General features: G+C 69.8%; 17 protein-coding genes. 8 read left to right on the top strand and 9 right to left on the bottom strand.

All coding sequences use genetic code 11. The features are described 5' to 3' along the window. Nucleotide 1 precedes the first annotated feature (1 nt). The 6 genes from EAH86_RS14775 to paaK form a co-directional block, all read right to left on the bottom strand. Nucleotides 2-496 (bottom strand): hypothetical protein, encoded by a 495-nt coding sequence (locus tag EAH86_RS14775; protein ID WP_140742104.1) that lies wholly within the window; start codon nucleotides 494-496, stop codon nucleotides 2-4. Between the two features lie 104 nt (nucleotides 497-600). Next, nucleotides 601-1,104, bottom strand: a complete 504-nt coding sequence (locus EAH86_RS14780) for an amino-acid N-acetyltransferase (protein WP_140742106.1) — start codon at nucleotides 1,102-1,104, stop codon at nucleotides 601-603. Further along, nucleotides 1,097-2,260 carry an LCP family protein gene (locus EAH86_RS14785; RefSeq protein WP_161988665.1) on the bottom strand — a complete coding sequence of 388 codons (1,164 nt, stop codon included), beginning with the start codon at nucleotides 2,258-2,260 and terminating at the stop codon, nucleotides 1,097-1,099. Before EAH86_RS14785 ends, EAH86_RS14780 begins: the two co-directional genes overlap by 8 nt. 188 nt (nucleotides 2,261-2,448) lie before the next feature. After that, on the bottom strand, nucleotides 2,449-4,974 hold the full coding sequence (locus tag EAH86_RS14790) for an ATP-dependent Clp protease ATP-binding subunit (RefSeq protein ID WP_140742110.1): 2,526 nt from the start codon (nucleotides 4,972-4,974) through the stop codon (nucleotides 2,449-2,451). Nucleotides 4,975-5,242: 268 nt separating this feature from the next. Beyond that, nucleotides 5,243-5,755 carry a hypothetical protein gene (locus EAH86_RS14795; protein ID WP_140742112.1) on the bottom strand — a complete coding sequence of 171 codons (513 nt, stop codon included), beginning with the start codon at nucleotides 5,753-5,755 and terminating at the stop codon, nucleotides 5,243-5,245. Between the two features lie 167 nt (nucleotides 5,756-5,922). Beyond that, the gene (gene paaK / locus EAH86_RS14800; protein WP_140742114.1) at nucleotides 5,923-7,200 is read right to left on the bottom strand and encodes a phenylacetate--CoA ligase PaaK; all 1,278 of its coding nucleotides are present in this window, start codon (nucleotides 7,198-7,200) and stop codon (nucleotides 5,923-5,925) included. Nucleotides 7,201-7,387: 187 nt separating this feature from the next. On the opposite strand from paaK, the gene EAH86_RS14805 reads away from it, so the two are divergent. From EAH86_RS14805 to EAH86_RS14825, 5 genes are read left to right on the top strand one after another with little or no spacing between them, the layout of a single operon-like run. After that, on the top strand, nucleotides 7,388-8,236 hold the full coding sequence (locus EAH86_RS14805) for a S1C family serine protease (RefSeq protein WP_241668387.1): 849 nt from the start codon (nucleotides 7,388-7,390) through the stop codon (nucleotides 8,234-8,236). A 23-nt stretch (nucleotides 8,237-8,259) separates the two neighbouring features. After that, on the top strand, nucleotides 8,260-9,300 hold the full coding sequence (locus tag EAH86_RS14810) for an AAA family ATPase (protein WP_140742116.1): 1,041 nt from the start codon (nucleotides 8,260-8,262) through the stop codon (nucleotides 9,298-9,300). Then, complete coding sequence (locus EAH86_RS14815) at nucleotides 9,279-10,220, top strand: DUF58 domain-containing protein (RefSeq protein ID WP_140742118.1); 942 nt, start codon at nucleotides 9,279-9,281, stop codon at nucleotides 10,218-10,220. The genes EAH86_RS14810 and EAH86_RS14815 overlap by 22 nt, the downstream gene beginning before the upstream one ends. Then, on the top strand, nucleotides 10,217-11,203 hold the full coding sequence (locus EAH86_RS14820; RefSeq protein ID WP_140742120.1) for a VWA domain-containing protein: 987 nt from the start codon (nucleotides 10,217-10,219) through the stop codon (nucleotides 11,201-11,203). The genes EAH86_RS14815 and EAH86_RS14820 overlap by 4 nt, the downstream gene beginning before the upstream one ends. Before the next feature lie 2 nt (nucleotides 11,204-11,205). Then, a complete protein-coding gene (locus tag EAH86_RS14825; RefSeq protein ID WP_140742122.1) occupies nucleotides 11,206-12,315 on the top strand; it encodes a VWA domain-containing protein in 1,110 nt (369 codons plus the stop codon). A 91-nt stretch (nucleotides 12,316-12,406) separates the two neighbouring features. Here EAH86_RS14825 and EAH86_RS14830 read toward each other — a convergent pair whose 3' ends face one another. Together EAH86_RS14830 and EAH86_RS14835 are read right to left on the bottom strand one after the other, a co-directional pair. After that, nucleotides 12,407-13,087 carry an SPFH domain-containing protein gene (locus EAH86_RS14830; protein ID WP_140742124.1) on the bottom strand — a complete coding sequence of 227 codons (681 nt, stop codon included), beginning with the start codon at nucleotides 13,085-13,087 and terminating at the stop codon, nucleotides 12,407-12,409. Nucleotides 13,088-13,494: 407 nt separating this feature from the next. Next, complete coding sequence (locus EAH86_RS14835) at nucleotides 13,495-14,112, bottom strand: CGNR zinc finger domain-containing protein (protein ID WP_140742126.1); 618 nt, start codon at nucleotides 14,110-14,112, stop codon at nucleotides 13,495-13,497. A gap of 85 nt (nucleotides 14,113-14,197) precedes the next feature. Between EAH86_RS14835 and EAH86_RS14840 the strand changes: the two genes are divergently transcribed. Beyond that, on the top strand, nucleotides 14,198-14,728 hold the full coding sequence (locus EAH86_RS14840; protein WP_140742128.1) for a hypothetical protein: 531 nt from the start codon (nucleotides 14,198-14,200) through the stop codon (nucleotides 14,726-14,728). 81 nt (nucleotides 14,729-14,809) lie between these two features. Here EAH86_RS14840 and EAH86_RS14845 read toward each other — a convergent pair whose 3' ends face one another. Beyond that, the gene (locus EAH86_RS14845; RefSeq protein ID WP_140742130.1) at nucleotides 14,810-15,637 is read right to left on the bottom strand and encodes an Fpg/Nei family DNA glycosylase; all 828 of its coding nucleotides are present in this window, start codon (nucleotides 15,635-15,637) and stop codon (nucleotides 14,810-14,812) included. A gap of 34 nt (nucleotides 15,638-15,671) precedes the next feature. Here EAH86_RS14845 and EAH86_RS14850 point away from each other — a divergent pair, with 34 nt between their 5' ends. Then, nucleotides 15,672-16,316: a PadR family transcriptional regulator gene (locus tag EAH86_RS14850; protein WP_161988666.1), complete on the top strand. Its 645-nt coding sequence runs from the start codon at nucleotides 15,672-15,674 to the stop codon at nucleotides 16,314-16,316. Nucleotides 16,317-16,535: 219 nt separating this feature from the next. Beyond that, nucleotides 16,536-17,552 (top strand): ATP-binding cassette domain-containing protein, encoded by a 1,017-nt coding sequence (locus EAH86_RS14855; protein WP_140742134.1) that lies wholly within the window; start codon nucleotides 16,536-16,538, stop codon nucleotides 17,550-17,552.

The following is a 17,552-nucleotide window of genomic DNA, read 5'->3' on the forward strand; positions in this document are numbered from 1 at the left end:
CCTAGACCGCGGCCGGTCCGTCCATCGGTGGTGTGTCCATCGCGGCCGTCGCGGTCCGAGCCACTGCCGCCGAACGCTGGAACAGGTAGGCACCCACCGTGACGCCGGTGACGGCGGTGTTCTCCCCGGAGAGGAAGACCCGCTCGGTGCTGCTCTGGCCGGTCACGGCGAAGTAGTAGCTCGCGTGCTCGAGGTGCCACCCGACTGCCTCGATCTCGGCCAGCACGCTCGCCGAGCTGGTCACGGAGCCGGACGATGTCACGCCACCGAACGACGCCTGACCCTGCTGGGTGCGTACCTCGAGCTGCAGCTCGAAGAACAGCTCACCCGCAGCACGCGCCGCAGTGGCTGCCCCCACCGGCGAGGCGAGGTATGCCTGCCGCTGGCGGTCGGCGTCCTCCGCGCGACGCCGCTCGGCCTGAGCAGCCACCTCGCGAGCCTGCTCCACCTCGCGCTGCTGCCGCTCGGCTTCCCTCTCCTCGGCACTCTTGAACACGGCGCCCCCCTGGGTCGTTGGTCGTGCGCACACCCTAGGGGCGACGGCATACCGCGGACCACGGATTGCCGAGAAGGCCACCGACGCGTGGTCGGACGCACTGCTCAGAGGGTGCGCAGCATCCTGGAGTTGCCCAGGGTGTTGGGCTTGACCCGCTCGAGGTCGAGGAACTCTGCGACTCCCTCGTCGTACGAGCGGACGAGCTCCGCGTAGACCTCGGGCTCGACGGCTTGCCCCTCGATCGCCTCGAACCCGTGTCGGGTGAAGAAGTCCACCTCGAAGGTCAGGCAGAACAACCGCTGGACCCCGAGGTCACGCGCGTCGGCCATCAGGGCCTCCAACAGCCTCGACCCGACCCCGTGGCCCTTTGCCTCAGGGCGCACCGCCAGGGTGCGGATCTCGGCGAGGTCCTCCCACATGACGTGCAGAGCGCCACAGCCCACGACCACGCCGCCCTGCTCCGCCACCCGGAACTGCTGGAGCGCCTCGTAGTAGGTCACCGCGTCCTTGGACACGAGGACCCGCGAGTCCGCGTGCGGGCGGACGATCTCCCTGATGGTGCGGATGTCGCCGGTGCGGGCAGCCCGGATGACGACCTCGTCAGGCACCGAGACGGCCGTTCCTCATGTCCCTGAAGATCGACAGCGCGCCAGATCCGAGCAGCACCACGGACTGGCCGGAACGCGTTCCGACCCCACCCGGGACCACGACGTTCTTCACCGTGTTCGGGCTGGCCCGGAAGACCGAGGCGCCGAGGTTGAGCACCTGCTCGGTCGAGAGGTCGGTCTCGACGTGCGGCGACATCGCGCCGAGGTACTTCACCAGCGCCTTGGGGCCGCCCGCACGGGCCATGCTCATGCCGGCGAGCATGAGCCTGCCCTGGTTCTGGGAGCGGCCGAAGTCGCCGTTCTTGAGGGTGTGGCGCTCCCGGGCGAAGCTGAGGGCCGGCTCGCCGCGCAGGATGTTCAGGCCCTTCTTGGCGAGGATGCCGTGCTCGCCCTTGAAGACGGCAGGAGCGACGTACCGCAGCCCACCCACCGCGTTGATCATGGCGCGGAAGCCCTTGAACCCGGTCATGAGGTACCCGTCGAGCTGGACCCCGGACGTGCGGGACACGGTCTTGACGACGTTCTTCGGGCCTCCGAACGGGAGCGCCGCGTTGATCTTGTTGGTGCCTCCCGAAGCCAGCGGGACCCACGAGTCACGCGGGATCCCCACGATGCCGCCGACACCCTTGCTGTCGACGCCGATGATGTGCAGCGAGTCGCTGCGCTGGCTCGCGACCTTCTGGTTGGGCCGCGCGTCGGACCCGATGGCCAGCACGCGCATGGTGGCGACCGGCGACGTGGCCACCCCCAGCGAGGGCCACCAGCCACCGACGACCGACCACGACTTGCCCTTGACGAGCAGGGTGAGGTCCGAACCGCTGGCGACGACCGCGATGGGGACGCCCTTCCACTTCCCGACCGAGCCGGCCACCTTGGGTGGCGCGGTGAGCGACTTCCGCTTGGCCAGGGCCGCGGCGACCGCGCCACCAGCCGGAACCTTGCCACCCAGGTAGAGGGCGGTCATCGTGCCGAGCAGGTCGGCCGGCAGGCCTGCACCGGTGACCTGTACCGGTGGTGCCGCGGTGGTGGCGGTGGTCGCAGACGTGGTCGTCGGACCGCCGGGTTTCGGCTGGTCCTTCGAACACGCTGCAACGGTCAGGGGCGCGGCAAGGAGGCCGAGCAGGACGGAGCGACGGGGGAGGTGGGGAGCAAACACGCGCCCCAGAGTACGTCCGGACCGCCTCCACGGGCACATCCGTCCGCGGCGCCAGGTGCCACCGAGCACCAGACCTGCCCGATGAGGGCCGCGCCCGCACGAGAAGAGGGAGGCACCCGAGTGGGTGCCTCCCTCTTGTGCAGGTGAGGTATGCCGCGTGGTCACCACGCGGCATACCTCACCGTTGGTCAGCTTGCGGCGTCCGCAGACCCCGCGACCGTCTCGACCACGGGCAGCTCGATGCTGCCGGGGTGCGGCGTGCCGACGAAGGTGAACGTGCCGCTCTTGCCCTCGCCCTCCGCACCGACGAGCACCAGCTCGCCGGCCTTGAGCTCGCCGTAGAGGATCTTCTCGGACAGCACGTCCTCGATCTCGCGCTGGATGGTGCGACGCAGCGGTCGCGCACCGAGCACGGGGTCGTAGCCCTTCGAGGCAAGGACACCCTTGGCCTCGATGGTGAGCTCGATGCCCATGTCCTTGTCCTTGAGCCGCTTGTCCAGCTTGGCGATCTCGAGGTCGACGATGGCGACGATCTCGTCCCGCGTGAGCTGGGGGAAGACGATGATGTCGTCGACCCGGTTCAGGAACTCGGGGCGGAAGTGCTGCTTGAGCTCGTCGGTGACCTTGTTCTTCATCCGGTCGTAGCCACTCTGGGTCTCGGCGCCGGCCGAGAAGCCGAGCGAGCCCTTCGTGATGTCCCGGGTGCCGAGGTTGGTCGTCATGATGATGACGGTGTTCTTGAAGTCGACCATCCGACCCTGGGAGTCGGTGAGGCGGCCGTCCTCGAGCACCTGCAACAGCGTGTTGAAGATGTCGGGGTGGGCCTTCTCGACCTCGTCGAACAGCACCACGGAGAACGGCTTGCGGCGGACCTTCTCGGTGAGCTGGCCACCCTCTTCGTAGCCGACGTAGCCGGGAGGCGAACCGAAGAGCCGCGAGACGGTGTGCTTCTCGGAGAACTCCGACATGTCGAGCTGGATGAGGCTGTCCTCGTCACCGAAGAGAAACTCGGCGAGCGTCTTGGCGAGCTCGGTCTTACCGACACCGGTCGGACCGGCGAAGATGAACGAGCCACCGGGACGACGCGGGTCCTTCAGACCGGCGCGGGTGCGACGGATCGCCTGGGACATCGCCTTGATGGCGTCGTCCATGCCGACCACGCGCTTGTGCAGCTCGTCCTCCATGTGGAGCAGTCGGCTGGACTCCTCCTCGGTGAGCTTGAAGACCGGGATGCCGGTGCTGGCAGCCAGGACCTCGGCGATGAGCTCCTCGTCGACCTCGGCCACAACGTCCATGTCGCCGGACTTCCACTGCGTCTCGCGCTCCGCCTTGGCGGTGAGCAGCTTCTTCTCGTCGTCACGCAGGCTGGCGGCCTTCTCGAAGTCCTGGCCATCGATGGCCGACTCCTTCTCCAGCCGCACGGCCGCGATCTTCTCGTCGAACTCGCGCAGGTCCGGCGGTGCGGTCATCCGGCGGATGCGCAACCGCGCGCCCGCCTCGTCGATGAGGTCGATCGCCTTGTCGGGGAGGAACCGGTCGTTGATGTAGCGGTCGGCGAGGTTGGCCGCGGACACGAGGGCACCGTCGGTGATGGACACCCGGTGGTGGGCCTCGTAGCGGTCGCGCAGGCCCTTGAGGATCTCGATCGCGTGGCTGAGCGTGGGCTCGGCGACCTGGATCGGCTGGAACCGGCGCTCGAGCGCCGAGTCCTTCTCGATGTGCTTGCGGTACTCGTCGAGCGTGGTGGCACCGATGGTCTGGAGCTCGCCGCGGGCCAGCATCGGCTTGAGGATGCTGGCGGCGTCGATCGCGCCCTCGGCGGCACCCGCACCCACCAGGGTATGGATCTCGTCGATGAACAGGATGATGTCGCCGCGGGTGCGGATCTCCTTGAGGACCTTCTTCAGCCGCTCCTCGAAGTCACCGCGGTAGCGGCTGCCGGCCACGAGCGCGCCGAGGTCGAGGGTGTAGAGCTGCTTGTCCTTGAGGGTCTCGGGCACCTCGCCCTTGACGATGTCCTGGGCCAGGCCCTCGACGACGGCGGTCTTGCCGACGCCGGGCTCACCGATGAGGACCGGGTTGTTCTTGGTGCGGCGGGACAGCACCTGCATGACCCGCTCGATCTCCTTCTCACGCCCGATGACGGGGTCGAGCTTGCCCTCGCGGGCAGCCATCGTGAGGTTGCGACCGAACTGGTCGAGCACGAGCGAACCCGCGGGGGTGCCCTCCTGCTGCACGTTGCCGGACAGGCCGGCGGCTCCGCCACCCTCCTTGCCCTGGTAGCCGGAGATGAGCTGGATCACCTGCTGCCGCACGCGATTCAGGTCGGCGCCCAGCTTGACGAGGACCTGGGCTGCGACGCCCTCGCCCTCGCGGATCAGGCCGAGCAGGATGTGCTCGGTGCCGATGTAGTTGTGGCCGAGCTGCAGCGCTTCGCGCAGGCTCAGCTCGAGGACCTTCTTCGCCCGCGGCGTGAAGGGAATGTGGCCGCTCGGGGCCTGCTGCCCCTGGCCGATGATCTCCTGCACCTGCTCGCGGACTGACTCCAGCGAGATACCGAGGCTCTCCAGAGCCTTGGAGGCGACGCCTTCACCCTCATGGATGAGACCGAGCAGGATGTGCTCCGTGCCGATGTAGTTGTGGTTGAGCATGCGCGCTTCCTCCTGCGCAAGCACGACCACCCGACGGGCCCGGTCGGTGAACCGTTCAAACATCTTCTGCTCCTGCCTATCGAGATCACCTCGATGCTATCCGTGCGGGGGGACCATGGCGTACGCCTTCCGACGACCGATACCTGATCGGGACGGAATTGGTCCTTTCGCACGACTCGATGGGGGAACGCGGGGGGTTCCTTCCCTGTTCCCCGCCCTGAGCGGAGTCCGCTCATGTTCGCCGTGGGCGGACGCACACCCGGGGTATGCCGCCCGCCCGGCTCCCCGGCATACCTCGCCTTGGGGAGCCCGGTCAGCCCGGTCAGCCCGGTCAGGCGGCGGGGCCCTTCTTGCGGACCTCGTCGACGTGCGCCATCGCCTCGCGCAGCTCGCCCAGCCAGCTGTCGGACTTCTCGCCCACGAGCTTGACGCACCAGGCGAGGGCTTCGGAGCGGGACTTGGCGACGCCGGCCTCGACGAGGGTGTCCAGGACGTGCCGCTCGGGCTGGCGCAGTCGGGTCATGACGGGAGCCGCGAGGTGGGTGAAGAGCGCCTCGGTGTCCCCGACGCGCACGCCCCAGGACACCTTCTTGCCGCTGAGGTGCTCGAGCTCGCGGGCGATCTCGATGCGACGCTCGCGGGTGTCCTCGCGGAACGACTTGATCCGGCCGCGTGCGGCGATGGTGCGGTCGGTGTCATCGACGTCGCCGTCCATGGTGGGTTCGGCAAGGGTGCCGATGATGACGAGCTCGTCGCGGTCACGGGTGACCTCGACGGGGCCGGTGAACCAGTCGGTCGGGAGGCGGCCGGCCAGCCACGCCTCTGCCGTTGTCTTTATTGCCATGTAATGATGATTACACGGTTACAGCGCTCGGGGACCGTTGTCCGCTGACGGCGAACGCCGGCCTCTGTGCACAGACCCTGGAGCAGCTGCGCAGAGACCAGGTCACTGCGCAGCCAGCCCACCCTCTGTGCACAGAGGGCGGGGCGCGGGGCGGTGCAGGCCGGCGCTCAGTGCGGGCGCTGGTCGCTGATCCGCTTGGCCTTGCCGAGCGACCGCTCCAGGGCGTGCGGCGCCAGCACCTCGACGCGCACCGTCACCCCGACCCGGTCCTTGACCCGCTTCTGCAGGGTGCGAGCCATCCGCGCGTGGTCGTCGTCGGTGGAGGTCTCGGAGGCCGCCTCCACCTGCACCGTGAGCTCGTCCATCCGCCCGGGTCTGGTCAGCACACACAGGTAGTGCGGCGTCAGCCCTTCGATGCTGAGCAGGTGCTCCTCGATCTGCGAGGGGAAGACGTTGACCCCGCGCACGATCATCATGTCGTCGCTGCGGCCGGTGATCTTGGCCATCCTGCGGAACTGCGGGAAGGCCGTGCCGGGCAGCAGGGTGGTCAGGTCGCGGGTGCGGTACCGGACGACCGGCATGGCCTGCTTGGTCAGCGAGGTGAAGACGAGCTCCCCCTCCTGGCCGTCGGGCAGCACCTCCGCCGTCACCGGGTCCACGATCTCCGGGAAGAAGTGGTCCTCCCAGATGTGAAGTCCGTCCTGGGTCAGCCCGGACTCCTGCGAGACCCCCGGCCCGATGACCTCGGAGAGCCCGTAGATGTCGACGGCCCGGATGTTGCTGCGGCGCTGGACCTCCTCACGCATCTGCTCGGTCCACGGCTCGGCGCCGAAGATCCCGATCTCCAGCGAGGTGTCCTTGGGGTCGATCCCCTGCGCCTCCATCTCGTCGAGGATCCCGAGGAAGTAGGACGGGGTGACCATGACGATCCGCGGCTTGAAGTCCTGGATGAGCTGGACCTGCCGCTCGGTCATGCCGCCGCTGACCGGCACCACCGTGCAACCCAGCCGCTCGGCACCGTAGTGCGCCCCCAGGCCACCGGTGAACAGCCCGTACCCGTAGATGACGTGCAACAGGTCGCCTGGCCGGCCGCCCGCAGCCTCGATCGACCGCGCCATCACCTCGGCCCACATGTCGATGTCGTCGCGGGTGTAGCCCACCACCGTCGGCTTGCCGGTCGTCCCGCTGGAGGCATGCACCCGCACGACCTGCTCACGTGGCACCGCGAACATCCCGAAGGGGTAGTTGTCGCGCAGGTCCGCCTTCGCCGTGAACGGGAAGCGCGCCAGGTCGGCCAGCTCGTGCAGGTCGTCGGGGTGAACCCCGGCCGCGTCGAAGGCTGCCCGGTAGTGGGGGACGTTCTCGTAGGCGTGGCCCAGGCTCCAGCGCATCCGGTCCAGCTGGAGGGTGCGGAGTTCCTCGACCGTGGAGACGACGTTGTCCATGCCCAGCAATCTACGGCCGGGGCATGCTCCGGGGTATGCCGCGTGGTCACCTCACGCAGCCGGGTCCCGATGCCCACGCCACATCTTTCGACGACCCCGGATCTGCCGAACCTGAGAGTTCTCCGTGAATCGCGGCCTCCCGTATCGCCCGGCCGGGATCGGACGTACGCTCGCAAAGGTGGACCGGGTGGGCTCGCCTCTGGTCGTCGAGCCACCGCAGGAGGTGGCCGGCGCGGGTTCGCCTGCCCCGTCACGACGCCCGCCTCGCCTGTGGGTCATCGCCGCGATCGTGGCCGTGGTCGTCCTTGCCGTCGCGGTCTTCGCGCTCACCCGCGGACCGGACACCGCTCCGATCACCGCCAGCGACGTCAACAAGGCAGTGCAGAACGGCATCGCGAAAGCCCAGGACGAGGCGGCCAAGGCACCTCCTGACGCGGCCGCGGCATACCGGGTCGCCTTGCCGTCACTGGTGACTGTCACCACCCAGCGCACCGACAGCAACGGCGCCGAACGGGGCACCGGCGCAGGGGTCGTCGTCAGCGCCGAGGGCACCGTCCTGACCGCGCTGCACGTGGTCCAGGGGGCGAAGAGCATCGAGGTGACCTTCTCCGACGGCACCGCGTCCGAAGCGACCGTCGAGGACCAGGACCTCGCGACGGACATTGCCGTCCTCACCCCGACCCAACTGCCCCAGGTCGTCGTCCCGGCCGTCCTCGGCGGCGGGGCGCAGGTCGGCGAGGCCGTGTTCGCGCTCGGCCATCCGTTGGGGCTCAACGGATCCCTGTCGGCCGGGGTCGTGTCGGCCCTGGGCCGGACGGTCCAGGTCAGCTCCGACCGGACGCTCAAGGACCTCATCCAGTTCGACGCCGCAGTCAACCCCGGCAACTCCGGCGGACCGCTGCTCAACAAGGCCGGACAGGTGGTCGGCATCGTTACCGGCCTGGCCAACCCGTCCGAACAGAACTTCTTCGTGGGCATCGGTTTCGCCGTGCCCATCGCCACTGCCGGCGGCATCGCCGGCAGCCCACCGCAGTAGCGCATCGCACCCGAGGAGAGCGCATGGATCCGCACCGCCCCGACCTGGGCCGACAGCACCCGTTGGAGCAGGCGCTCTACGAGGTCAAGAAGACCATCGTCGGCCAGGACGTCCTCCTCGAACGGATGCTGGTCGCGCTGCTGGCCCGCGGCCACCTCCTCGTCGAGGGTGTCCCCGGGCTCGCGAAGACGATGGCGATCAAGACGCTGGCAACGGCGATCGGGGGCGAGTTCCAGCGGATCCAGTTCACCCCGGACCTCGTGCCCGCCGACGTCATCGGCACGCGGATCTACAACCAGAAGGAGGGCGAGTTCCAGGTCTCGCTGGGACCGGTCTTCGCCAACCTGGTGCTCGCGGACGAGATCAACCGTGCGCCGGCCAAGGTGCAGAGCGCCCTGCTCGAGGTCATGCAGGAGCGGCAGGTCACCATCGGTCGGGAGACGTTCAAGGCACCCGACCCGTTCCTCGTCATGGCAACCCAGAACCCCATCGAGTCGGAGGGGACCTACGCGCTCCCCGAGGCGCAGGTGGACCGGTTCATGCTCAAGACCCTCGTCGGATACCCCACTGCCTCAGAGGAGTTCGTCGTCGTCGAGCGGATGACGACCACCTTCGAAGCCGCCCAGCGGGTGCTCGAGCCGGGGCAGCTGGTGGAGTTTCAGAAGAAGGCCGACGCCGTCTACGTCGACCCCGCGGTGATCGAGTATGCCGTCCGGCTGGCCGCCGCGACCCGCTCACCTGGGACCGTGGGACTGCCCGACCTGGCTCGATACCTGTCGTTCGGTGCCAGCCCACGTGCCTCGATCAACCTGGTCCTGGCGGGCAAGGCGCTGGCCTTCCTGCGGGGCCGGGACTTCGCGCGGCCCCAGGAGGTCCGCGACCTCGCCCGCGACGTGATGCGGCACCGCCTCGTGTTGTCCTACGAAGCGCTGGCCGAGGGCATCGGACCCGACGACCTGCTCGGCCCGATCCTGGACGCCGTCACGATGCCGGACGTCCCCCTGCGCGAGCGTCGCCAGACCCAGACCACCTCCGAGGCGCCATGGGCCGCCGGACCTCGGTGACCCCCGCGCCCGCCACCCCGGGACCGTCGGTCTCGGGGCCGTTGACCGCCGAGCGACTGCTCCGGCGCCTCGAGTGGCGCGTGGTGCGCCGGCTCGACGGGCGGCTCCAGGGCGACTACCGGACGCTGTTCCGCGGGACGGGCGTGGACTTCACCGACCTGCGGGAGTACGAGCCGGGTGACGACCTGCGGCACATCGACTGGAACGTCACCGCCCGGATGGACACGCCCTACGTTCGTGAGTACGTCGAGGACCGGGAGGTCACGGCGTGGCTGCTCCTGGACCGGTCGGCGTCGATGGGTTTCGGTCCCGTGGACCGGCAGAAGTCGTTGGTACTGGCCGAGATCGCCACGACGATCGCGCACATCCTGGCGCGAGGGGGCAACCGCATCGGTGCCGCGTTGTTCGACGGCGGCATCGAGACGATCCCTCCGGGACAGGGACGCAACCAGGTGCTCCGGATCAGCCAGGCGCTCCTGCGGGCACCGACGGCTGCGCCGTCGAAGGACACCACCGACCTGTCCCGCCTGCTCCGCGCTGCCCTCGGTCTGGCCCGCCGCCGTTCGCTGCTCATCATCGTCTCCGACTTCATCACCCAACCGGGCTGGGAGCAGCCGCTGGCCTTGCTGGCCCGGCGCCACGACGTGGTGGCCATCCAGGTGGTCGACCCGCGTGAGGCCGAGCTCCCTGCTGTGGGGATGGTCTATGTCGAGGACGCCGAGACGGGCGAGCAGATCTTCGTCGACACCAACGACCCGGTGTTCCGTGCGCGGCTCGCGACGGCGGCCCGGGAGCGGCAGGAGGCCCTGGTCGCAGCAGCCCGACGGTCGGGAACCGAGATCCACCCGGTCGCGACCGACGACGACCTCGTCCGGGCCCTGGCCCGCATCTCCGAGCTGCGCCGACGGAGACGCCGATGAGCTTCGAGTGGCCGACCCTGCTGCTGTCCCTGCTCGCGGTCCCCGTCCTGGTGGTCGCGTACCGAGCGCAGCTGCGCCGCCGCGACCAGCGCCGCGCACAGCTGGCTGCCGAGGGACTCGTCGCAGCCAGCGCGGTGCGTCCCGACCGGTGGCGGCACGTCGCGCCAGTCCTGCTGCTCACCGCGCTCACCCTCCTGCTCGCCTCGCTGGCCCGCCCCGCCGCCACCGTTGCCGAGCCGCGGCGGGAAGGCACGGTCATCCTCGCGTTCGACGTGTCGACGAGCATGGCGGCCAAGGACCTCTCCCCCACCCGGCTCGACGCGGCCAAGGTCGCGGCCCGGGCCTTCGTGGCCAAGCAACCGTCGACCATCCGGCTGGGGGTCGTCGCCTTCGGGGACTCGGCCGTCATCTCGCAGCAGCCGACCAACGACCGGACGCAGGTGCTGGCCGCCATCGACAGACTCGCGCCACAAGGAGGGACCGCACTCGGGCGCGGCATCGTCTCGGCCATCAGCGCGATAGCCGGCAAGCCGATCAGTGTCGACGAGACGGGACAGGACGGCACCGCTGGCGGCGACGACCTCGGCTACTACGGCTCGTCCGCCGTGGTGCTGCTGTCCGACGGCGAGAACACCACCGAACCTGATCCCCTCGTCCTGGCCCAGCTCGCCTCGACCGCCGGCGTGCGGATCTATCCGATCGGGCTGGGCAGTCCCCAGGGCACGGTGCTCGAGGTGGACGGCTTCCAGATCGCAACCAGGCTCGACGAAGCCACCCTCAAGCAGATCGCCGACACCACCGACGGCACCTACTACGCCGCCAGCGACAGCGCCGCCCTCAGCAAGGTCTACAGCGCGATCAACCTCACCTGGACCGCTCGCACCGAGCGTCGCGAGATCACCTCGTGGTTCGCCGCGCTCGCCGCCGCGTTCCTGCTGCTCGGCGCTGGCCTCTCCGTCGTCCGTTCGGGGCGGGTGGTCTAGCCGTGTCCTTCGCCCTGCCCTACGCCCTGCTGGGCCTGCTTGCCGTCCCGATCCTCGTCGCGGCATACCTCTGGCAGCTGCGGCGGCGCCGCCGCGCGGCGGTCCAGTTCTCCAACGTCGCCCTGATCCGGGCGGTGCTGCCGCGTCAGCGGATGTGGCGCCGGCACGTGCCGCTCGCACTCGTGCTGGCCAGCCTGGCCCTCCTCGGGCTGGCCGCCGGTCGCCCGCAGGTGCGTGCCGAGGTGCCGATCTCGAGCTCGGCCGTGATCCTCGCCGTGGACGTGTCCGGATCGATGTGCGCGACCGATGTCAGCCCGAACCGCCTTGCGGCAGCTCAGGAAGCGGTGCGCGACTTCATCGACAAGCAGGACGACCGCACCCGGATCGGGCTGGTGGTGTTCTCCGGCTTCGCCCAGGTCGCCGTCGCACCGACCACCAACCACGACGACCTCCTGCACGCCGTCGACGGACTGACGACCGGACGCGGGACCACCATCGGCGCGGCGATCCTCAAGTCCATCGACGCGATCGCCGAGATCAACCCGGACGTCGCCCCGGTCGACTCGGGCGACACCGGCGCCGGCGACGGTCAGGGCTCCCCCACCCCGACGCCGGAGGCAACGCCCGGCGCACCGGAGCCGAAGGCGGCCAAGACCGTCCCGGAGATCGTGGTGCTGCTGACTGACGGTGCCAACACCCGTGGGGTGACCCCCGAAGAGGCGGCCGTGCAGGCGGCGGCCCGAGGGGTGCGGGTCTACCCGATCGGGTTCGGCACCACCGAGCCGACCCAGATGGTCTGCACCAGCGACCAGCTCGGGGGTGGGCTGTTCGACGGGCCGCCCGGCGGCTTCGGGGGCGGTCTGGGGCCCGGAGGGCGCAACTTCCTGGTCGTCGACGAGGAAGCGCTGCAGACGGTGGCGAGGACCACCGGCGGCGAGTACTTCAAGGCGAGCGACGCCGACCAGCTGCAGGGCGTCCTCAACGACCTGCCCAAACACGTTGACGTGCAGGAGCGCAACGTCGAGATCAGCGTCGCATTTGCCGGACTGGCAGCGCTTCTGCTGCTCCTCGGGCTCGGGCTAGCGGGACGCTGGACCGCCCACCCACAGTGACGTCGTAGCACTGGCTCGGCCACTGGTGGGCAGGCCGCCCTCCCCTGTGCCGCAAAGGATCCCGCGGACGGTGGCCCGCGGGATCCTTTGGTCACTGCACCGACTGCGTGGTCGGGTCGGGCGCGCCCACCCGCAGCACGAGCTGCGTGCCCACCGGGACGGACTGCACCATGCGCAGCTGGGCCAGCGCGGGGTGCGCGTCCAGCAGCTTGGCGCCGTTGGCCAGTGAACGAAGCGCCGCCGTCTCGGCCCGAGCCGTCTCGAGCTGGGCGGCACCGCGGTGTCGCGCCGTGACCAGCTCGGCCGCAGCGTGCCGCACCTCGGCCGGGAGGATGACGTCCTTGACGACCACCTCCGAGACCTCGACACCGACCCGAGCAGCGACCGCCGCCGTTGCGCCCGTGATCTGCTCGACCGGCAGCGCCGCGCCACGAACCGAGAGGGCCTCCACCGACGCGCCGGCCAGGGCATCGCGAAGCGCGACCTGGGCCGCGAGGTAGACCGTTCCCAGCGGATCCGTCGACTGCTCGACGAACGCCACCGGGTCGCCGACCGACCACCGGACCGTGGCCGTCACCTTGACCGGGACCGCGTCGGAGGTCATGACCTCCTGCGGGGACAGGGCGAGCAATGCGTCGCGCAGGTCGATCCGGACGTAACGGGACCCCCGCACCCGACGGTGCCGCCCCGCGGGCAGGACCTGCTCGAGGCGTCCGTGTCGGTAACGCAGCGCGCACTCGCGCGCATCGATGGTGATGGCGAACAGGTTCATGGTGGCGACCTCCTTCAGGTATGCCGGGTGGTTGGCTCGGGTTCGTGGACTGAGCTGTCAACGCGTTCACTTGGTGGGACGTATTCAGTTGTGGGACAACGGCCTCGGCGAGGCGGCGTCGACAGGCAGCGGTGCGTGCGGGGACACGACGAGTGTCGTGGCCGCAGGGCGCGCACCGAGGTGCGCCTGACCGACGCCGCCTCAGGGGAGTTGAACCCCATAGGTGTCCTGGACACCGTGATGCCTGTCCTGCCGGAGCAGGGGGAGCACACCGGGCGGGGACGACGCGCAGGACCGACCGTGGCACGCCACGTCTGCTGCTGACCCCACCCTGTCCGTCCACCATGGTGGCGGGTCGCATTCGCGCTGCGCCACCGAGTTTCCGCCCGGGTGACCACGAAGGCAGATCAGGCGGGCTGGTCCACCCGGTGGCGCTCGGCGTGGGCGGCGACCTTGGCCCGGTTGCCGCACGAGCGCATGCTGCACCAGCGCCGGCGCCCGCGAGGGTCGAAGAAGACCCAGCCGCACTCGTGGCCGGGACAGGCGTGCACGGCGCTCAGGTCCAGTGTCGTCAGGGCCTGGGCGCCGGCCCACGCGACGGCCGACAAGGGTCGCTCGAGGCCACCTCCGACGTCCCAGCGAGGCTGGTCGCCAGGCACCAGGTGCAGCTGGGCGAGGGCGGGGCGGAGCAGGCGCGAGAAGGTCGCGAGGTTCCGTTGGTCAGTCGGTTCCAGCAGGACCGCGCGGAGCCGGGACCGCAGGGCCAGCGCCTGCACCAGGATCTCCTCCCCGTCCCGGGGTCGCGACGTGGCGCGCCGACGCAGGGCAGCCACCGAGGCAGAGTCGAGCAGACCCGCCTGCTCCGCGAAGGCGGCCAGGTGGGCATACGACTTGAGGTACTCGCTGCCGACCGGCTCGTCGTCCCACCCCGCCAGGGTGTTCACGAAGTCCAGCGCCGGATGTCCCCCGACCGGTCGCGGCAACACCAGTCCGCGGAACTCGACCCAGTACGGACCATCCACCACGTCTTGCCCACCACCCTTGACGTTCTCGCCGATGCACGATTGGCTGCTAACCAGTTAATGAATGTTATCTGGTTAGGAGAGATTCATGCGACGCATCGCCGCAACTGCTTCCGGCACCGCTTTCACCGTCCTGGCACTGGGACTCACGCTCGGTGCCGCACCCGCCCTCGCGGACACCCCCTGGACCCCCTACGAGCAGCAGGATGCGCTGGTCCCCGCGGCCAGATCGACCTGCGCCTTCGACGTCCAGGAGAGCGTCGTCGAGGACGCCGAGCGCTACCGCACCACTGCTACCTACCCCGACGGCAGCCCGAAGACGCAAGTCTTCCAGGGGACCCTCGTGATGTCGTACACCAACACCACGACCGGGACCACGGTGACGCACGACCTCAGCGGGACCGGCGTCTTCGAGTACAACGCCGACGGGAGTCCCGCCTCGCTGACCTCGACGCACGGGCCGTTCGGGGCGACGATGCCGGCGGGCAGCACGCCGGACACGGGCATCTTCGTGCTCTCCGGACACGGTGCCTCGGTGACCTTCAACGCCGACGGGACCCGCAGCTACCAGGTGGGCCCGAGCGGCTCGGTCATCGACGTCTGCGCCGAGCTCGACTGACCCGGCGGCAGGGACGGCGGCAAGGCTGACCGCCGGTGGGGCTGACCGCCGGTGGGGCTGACCGGCGGTAACGGATCCCCGTCAGCGACGGCGTTGGCAGCGGCCGCACCAGAACAGGTTCCGACCCGCCACCACCCTCGTGCGGATCCTCGACCCGCAGACGCGGCACGGCTCGCCCTGACGCTTGTAGACGTACGAGAGCCGCTCGGTCAGCCGGTCCACCTGGCCCGCGGCGACCTCCGCGCGGATCTCGTCGACCTGCTCCGCCACCGTCACGATCTTGCCGGTGGCTACACCGAGGGGCAGCAGGTCGACGAGGTCCAGCCAGATCGCGTCCCACGTCGTGCGGCGGATCTCCTTGCCAGGGCGGAACGGGTCGACGCGCTGTCGGAACAGCACCTCGCTGCGGTAGACGTTGCCGATGCCGGCCAGCACCGACTGGTCCATCAGCAGCTCGGCGATCGCCTTGGCGCTCCGGGCGATCTTGCGCCAGGCGATCTCCGGATCCGGTTCTGGGCGAAGGGGATCCGGCCCAAGGCGGGCCATCACTGCCTCCACGACGTCGGGCGTGATGACGGCGCACAGATTGGGGCCGCGCAGGTCGGCCACGTGCTCGTCGGTAGCCAACCGCAACCGGACCTGACCCACGACCGGCACCTCGCCGGCATACTGGCGCTCATCGATCGAGAAGGTGCCGATCAGGCCGAGGTGCACGTGCAGCCACGCGTCGTCCTCGAACTCGGCGAACAGGTGCTTGCCCCACGAGGTCGCGTGGACGAAGGTTCGTCCGGACAGCACGGCCGCACCCGCGGCGAACTTCCCCTGCGGACTGCTCACCGTGGGCTGGGTGCCCCGGTATGCCGCGTCGAGGTCCCGCGCGAGCGCGAACAGGGTGTGGCCTTCGGGCATGAGGCCATCATCGCCTGCTCCTACACTGCACCACATGGCGGCCACCGAGACCCGACTCCTGCTGCTCGGCACCGTCATGCTGTTCGAGCCGGTCAACGGCTACCAGCTGCGCCGCGAGCTGCTGTCGTGGCAGGTCGAGGACTGGGCGCACGTCAACCCCGGCTCGATCTACTCGGGCCTCGCGACGCTGGCCAGGCAGGGCAACCTCGCGCGGCACGACCTGGTCGACGGCAGCCGGGAGGTGGCGGTCTACACGAGCACCCCGCTGGGTCGGCGCGAGTTCGAGAAGCTCTGGCGCGCGGCGGTGGAGACACCGGACATCCTCTCCCCCCTGCCGTTCCACACCGGGATGGCCCTGATGCCGCTGATGAGCCGGACCGCGGTCCGCGAAGCCCTGCGGGCCAGGCTCGCCAACCTCGATGCCAACGCCCGCGCCCAGCTGGCCCAAGAGCGGCCGGCCGAGGCAGTCCCACCCCATGTCCTGGTGCTGGCCGACCTGTGGATGGGCATGGGGCAGACCGAGCGCGAATGGCTGGTCAACCTGATGGCCCGCGTCGACCGCGGCGACTTCGGCCTGCGCGGCGAGCCGGCCGACTGGGAGGCGCCCGCAGACGACCCCGGCTGGCAGATGGCCAACGACCGGCAGCGCTACCTGGAGCTCATCTCCCGCAAGGGCTGACCAGGCGTGCGCACGCTGGCCCACCACGGTCGCCGGACTGGGCACGCCGTGCCCGAGCCTGCCGCCGCGATGAGTTCCTGTCGGTGGCCCGGTCTACCTTGATGGGCGCCCGACGTGCGTCCTTCACCGCAGGCCGGGAAAGTGGCTTGACGCAGCCATGTTCAATGTTGAACACTGTCGATGTTCAAGTTTGAACAAAGACGGACAAGGGAGTTGGGGATGATCCACGCACGAGGTCTGGTGCAGACCTTCCAGACGCGCGAGGGCAAGAAGAAGACCCAGGTGCGGGCCGTCGACGGCGTCGACCTGGATGTCGCAGAGGGCGAGGTCATCGGGTTCCTCGGGCCGAACGGCGCCGGCAAGACCACGACGCTGCGCATGCTGACCACGCTGCTCCGACCGACCGAGGGCACGGCCACCGTCGCCGGCTACGACGTCGTCAAGGAGTCGGAGAAGGTGCGCCGCAGCATCGGCTACGTCTCGCAGAGCGGGTCCACCGGCCAGTTCGCCCGAGCCGGCGACGAGGTCATCGACCACGGGATGCTCTACGGCATGACCGGCGCCGACGCGCGCCGACGCGGCCAAGAGCTGTTCAGCCAGCTCGACCTCGACGGGCTGTGGGGTCGGCAGCCCAAGACCATGTCCGGCGGCCAGCGCCGGCGTCTGGACATCGTCATGGGGCTGATCCACGAACCCACCCTGGTCTTCCTCGATGAGCCGACCACCGGGCTCGACCCGCAGGCCAGGGCCAACCTCTGGACGCACATCGCCGACCTGCGCAAGCGGCGCGGGGCGACGGTGTTCCTCACGACCCACTACCTCGACGAGGCCGACGCGCTGAGTGATCGGATCATCATCATCGACCACGGCAAGATCATCGCGGCCGACACCAGCGACAACCTCAAGGCACAGGTGTCCGGCGACCTCGTCGACCTCGAGGTGGCCGATCCTGACCTGGTGGCCCAGGCCGCGAAGCGGCTCGACGCCATCGCCGAGACCGGCCAGGACGGGCACGACGCGGTGGAGATCGACGGCAACCACGTCCGGGCCAGGGTCCAGCGAGCGGGCAAGGCCGTTCCGGGTCTGCTGAGCGACCTGCGCGAGGCCGACATCGACCTCGAGTCGATCGAGGTGCACCGCCCGACGCTGGACGACGTCTTCCTCACCCTCACCGGCCGCTCGCTGCGCGACGCGGAGTCGTCCGCCCCGGCCGACCCGACCTCGAAGGAGAACTGA

This window comes from Pedococcus bigeumensis (assembly GCF_006438965.1).
Classification (GTDB): domain Bacteria; phylum Actinomycetota; class Actinomycetes; order Actinomycetales; family Dermatophilaceae; genus Pedococcus; species Pedococcus bigeumensis_A.

What these genes read in the sequence shown, in the direction of transcription:
- EAH86_RS14790 (WP_140742110.1), bottom strand. Translation starts at nt 4,974, where the DNA reads ATGTTTGAACGGTTCACCGACCGGGCCCGTCGGGTGGTCGTGCTTGCG.
- EAH86_RS14795 (WP_140742112.1), bottom strand. Translation starts at nt 5,755, where the DNA reads ATGGCAATAAAGACAACGGCAGAGGCGTGGCTGGCCGGCCGCCTCCCG.
- paaK (WP_140742114.1), bottom strand. Translation starts at nt 7,200, where the DNA reads ATGGACAACGTCGTCTCCACGGTCGAGGAACTCCGCACCCTCCAGCTG.
- EAH86_RS14810 (WP_140742116.1), top strand. Translation starts at nt 8,260, where the DNA reads ATGGATCCGCACCGCCCCGACCTGGGCCGACAGCACCCGTTGGAGCAG.
- EAH86_RS14815 (WP_140742118.1), top strand. Translation starts at nt 9,279, where the DNA reads ATGGGCCGCCGGACCTCGGTGACCCCCGCGCCCGCCACCCCGGGACCG.
- EAH86_RS14820 (WP_140742120.1), top strand. Translation starts at nt 10,217, where the DNA reads ATGAGCTTCGAGTGGCCGACCCTGCTGCTGTCCCTGCTCGCGGTCCCC.
- EAH86_RS14830 (WP_140742124.1), bottom strand. Translation starts at nt 13,087, where the DNA reads ATGAACCTGTTCGCCATCACCATCGATGCGCGCGAGTGCGCGCTGCGT.
- EAH86_RS14840 (WP_140742128.1), top strand. Translation starts at nt 14,198, where the DNA reads ATGCGACGCATCGCCGCAACTGCTTCCGGCACCGCTTTCACCGTCCTG.
- EAH86_RS14845 (WP_140742130.1), bottom strand. Translation starts at nt 15,637, where the DNA reads ATGCCCGAAGGCCACACCCTGTTCGCGCTCGCGCGGGACCTCGACGCG.
- EAH86_RS14850 (WP_161988666.1), top strand. Translation starts at nt 15,672, where the DNA reads ATGGCGGCCACCGAGACCCGACTCCTGCTGCTCGGCACCGTCATGCTG.
- EAH86_RS14855 (WP_140742134.1), top strand. Translation starts at nt 16,536, where the DNA reads ATGATCCACGCACGAGGTCTGGTGCAGACCTTCCAGACGCGCGAGGGC.